This window comes from Kovacikia sp. CALU 1929 (assembly GCF_056784235.1).
Genome location: NZ_JBXBCF010000028.1, coordinates 1 through 2,516 on the forward strand (window position 1 = coordinate 1; position 2,516 = coordinate 2,516).

The window sequence follows — 2,516 nt, forward strand, 5'->3', positions numbered from 1 at the left end:
GCTGCTAATTCTTGCTGGCGTTGCTCTAAATCCCAGAAACCTGTTTGCCCCATTGCTGTTCTCGGATAGCCTAACTGCCGACATTTTAGCTGCTCATTCTCAAGTTGAGACACCCATTTTTCGATTTTTCGAGGTGCCCTAGAGTCTAGCTAAACTCCGCTGGACTTTGAAATACGTCAAATACACCATCCATACTGGTTAATTCCAGCAGCATCCGAAGCTGATCATTAATGGAACAGAGTGCAAGCTTGCCGCCCTCTTCCCGCACCAGTTTCAGTGTCATAACTAGTCCGCCCAATCCAGAACTATCCATAAATTCTACATTGCAACAATCAATCACAATGTATTTAACTCCAATACACACAAGATCACTAATTTCTCTACGCAATTCATTTCCTCGAATGCTGTCTAAAATGCCAGAGGGTTGGATGATTTTCACTTCAGAATTCATTAGTTTTTACCTCAATATCCCATTGGTAAATGAGCAGGATTTTCTATTCTTAGAGTACCCAACTGTTGAAGTTAGCCAACGTTGGTTTTACTTTTTGTTTCTGGTTCAGGTTGCCAAACGGCAGCACGAATGATAACTCCCAATAGGGACAGGTTATAGACAGCCCAAGCAGCATTTAGCACATATATCCAGGGGTCTTGCAAGTTCCCCAAAATGTACTGGAGCAAACCCCATGGCATTCCTAAAATGGTCAATCCAAAGACTACGATTTAAGGAGCCACTAGATTAAGGTAGATCCCTGATTGTCGTTGCTTTGGTGTGACTTGAAAGTTAATGGGGCGTTTGGTAAAAACACTCCATATCGCTTGAATATAGAGAGGAAAAAGGACGACGCATATTGTTCTGAACGCCAGATTTCTCCTGCCGGAATACCCCAAGCAGCAACCGCGAAGGTAATCCGATTGAGCATGAATGCAGGAAAAAAGTGAAGCGCAAAATCAGATCCGTAGGCTTTGACTGGAATCACCCCAGTGAAAAAGAAAATGATCGGACAGGCAATAAAAATAGCCGTTGCGAATCCAGAAAAGTAGCTATACATTGTCTGGAAATACTGTAGTCGCTGCCAGAAACTGAGTCCTGGTTTTGTTAAAGGATTTTCCTGCTGCAAGACCTGAGCTGTTCCCTGTGCCCAACGCAACCGCTGTTTTAGGGTTGGACTGAGATCGTCGGGAGCCAATCCTTCTGCCAGCAGTTCATTGTGATATACAGATTTCCACCCGGATGAGTGCAGCCGCATTGCCGTATTCATATCTTCGGTAATGCGGCTGCTAGACATACCGCCAATCAGGTCAAACTCATTTTGGCGCTAAACTCTGCATCAGAAATAAGCTTGAGTTCTTTTGCACTAACTAATGCCGCGATCGCTGCTGCCTGATCCCGTAAAGTTACTGACACAAAACCATCGGCTGAATTAACCAGTCCAGTTTTTGGTTCCAGTTACGCTGAAAATATTGCCACGCTTGTCGTGCCATTGCAAGTTCCGCTGGCGTTAATAGTCCTTTTTGTAGGGGTTGCCCAGGAATACTCATTGATTCGGCATCCAATTTGGCGATCGCTGCTGAATCAAGCATAGGTTCTGAGTCAGGCAAGTTCTTTGGTTTTTGAACAGCATCCACTCTAGCAGTTGCGTTCGTTGGGATTCGACTCAACTTCTGAGAAAGAAGCTCTAGGCTAGCGATCGCGAATAATGCGGTAACCATTCCACCCACAGTCGCCAACATCACCCATTATTTTGAAGAAGATTCAAAGTCAGAATTCATAAAATATACCTCAGTTAGTTTAATAATAGGCGCGGGTAAGCTACATAGCGATTGGCTCACATTGCTATAGAACAGTGAGTTTAAAGCGATCACCGATTCACCTCAGCCCTATCTCAAAGAAGCCTGTTCAGCTTTTGGTGGCATCTGGCAGGATGATTCGTTGCAGAATGAATCGAGGCTGTCGTAGCACTCAAATATCTCATCGAGATTAGCCAATTCTAGAATCATTTTTGCTTGTCCACACAACGAACACAACGCTAGTTGTCCCCCAGCTTCAGACACACGGTGCTTAATCCGCACCAAGCAGTTAAGTCCCATACTGTCCATGAAGGAAACCCCCCGGCAGTTGATGATAATCTCCCTGACTCCTTTCCCCAAACTTACGTTGATTTCTTCAATCAGTGCTTGACCATTGGCAGAGCTTAACACTCGATAAACGTGAAAAACTTGAAGCATGTTAGTAACCTACCTCGATTGCTCTAGAATTCCCGGACAAAAGAGTACTTAAACATTAGACTCAACCAGAAATAAGGAATCAGTCTAGTAGTCTGTCAGCTTTGATTTGAGGGGTAATTCGATGATAATTTAAGCCATCGCGTTTACTTGAGATTCATGGCAAAAAAGAAATACATCGTCTCTCTGAGTGCTGAAGAACGAGAAGAGTTGGAGGGGCTGACAACAACAGGCAAAGTTGCTGCTTACAAAATGAACCATGCCCGGATTCTGCTTAAAGCCGATACGAACCA

The 2,516-nt window shown here is 44.2% G+C and carries 6 protein-coding genes and 1 pseudogene; 1 reads left to right on the plus strand and 6 read right to left on the minus strand.

The window, feature by feature from the left end; genetic code table 11:
• Positions 1–145: 145 nt before the first annotated feature.
• The 6 genes from AC1S52_RS02145 to AC1S52_RS02170 form a co-directional block, all read right to left on the minus strand.
• Complete coding sequence (locus tag AC1S52_RS02145) at positions 146–451, minus strand: STAS domain-containing protein (RefSeq protein WP_482027398.1); 306 nt, start codon at positions 449–451, stop codon at positions 146–148.
• 71 nt (positions 452–522) lie between these two features.
• A complete protein-coding gene (locus AC1S52_RS02150; protein ID WP_482027399.1) occupies positions 523–690 on the minus strand; it encodes a hypothetical protein in 168 nt (55 codons plus the stop codon).
• A 41-nt stretch (positions 691–731) separates the two neighbouring features.
• On the minus strand, positions 732–1,286 hold the full coding sequence (locus AC1S52_RS02155) for a glycosyltransferase family 2 protein (protein WP_482027400.1): 555 nt from the start codon (positions 1,284–1,286) through the stop codon (positions 732–734).
• A gap of 8 nt (positions 1,287–1,294) precedes the next feature.
• Positions 1,295–1,405 carry a DUF3131 domain-containing protein gene (locus tag AC1S52_RS02160; protein ID WP_482027401.1) on the minus strand — a complete coding sequence of 37 codons (111 nt, stop codon included), beginning with the start codon at positions 1,403–1,405 and terminating at the stop codon, positions 1,295–1,297.
• Complete coding sequence (locus AC1S52_RS02165) at positions 1,396–1,581, minus strand: hypothetical protein (RefSeq protein WP_482027402.1); 186 nt, start codon at positions 1,579–1,581, stop codon at positions 1,396–1,398. Before AC1S52_RS02165 ends, AC1S52_RS02160 begins: the two co-directional genes overlap by 10 nt.
• A 297-nt stretch (positions 1,582–1,878) precedes the next feature.
• Positions 1,879–2,226: an STAS domain-containing protein gene (locus AC1S52_RS02170; protein WP_482027403.1), complete on the minus strand. Its 348-nt coding sequence runs from the start codon at positions 2,224–2,226 to the stop codon at positions 1,879–1,881.
• A 156-nt stretch (positions 2,227–2,382) separates the two neighbouring features.
• On the opposite strand from AC1S52_RS02170, the pseudogene AC1S52_RS02175 reads away from it, so the two are divergent.
• A pseudogene (locus tag AC1S52_RS02175) lies at positions 2,383–2,516 on the plus strand (IS630 family transposase); the annotation flags it as partial.

Excerpts from the sequence above, each read along its gene's own strand:
- AC1S52_RS02145 (WP_482027398.1), bottom strand. The coding sequence starts at position 451 with ATGAATTCTGAAGTGAAAATCATCCAACCCTCTGGCATTTTAGACAGC.
- AC1S52_RS02150 (WP_482027399.1), bottom strand. The coding sequence starts at position 690 with ATGCCATGGGGTTTGCTCCAGTACATTTTGGGGAACTTGCAAGACCCC.
- AC1S52_RS02155 (WP_482027400.1), bottom strand. The coding sequence starts at position 1,286 with ATGTCTAGCAGCCGCATTACCGAAGATATGAATACGGCAATGCGGCTG.
- AC1S52_RS02165 (WP_482027402.1), bottom strand. The coding sequence starts at position 1,581 with ATGCTTGATTCAGCAGCGATCGCCAAATTGGATGCCGAATCAATGAGT.
- AC1S52_RS02170 (WP_482027403.1), bottom strand. The coding sequence starts at position 2,226 with ATGCTTCAAGTTTTTCACGTTTATCGAGTGTTAAGCTCTGCCAATGGT.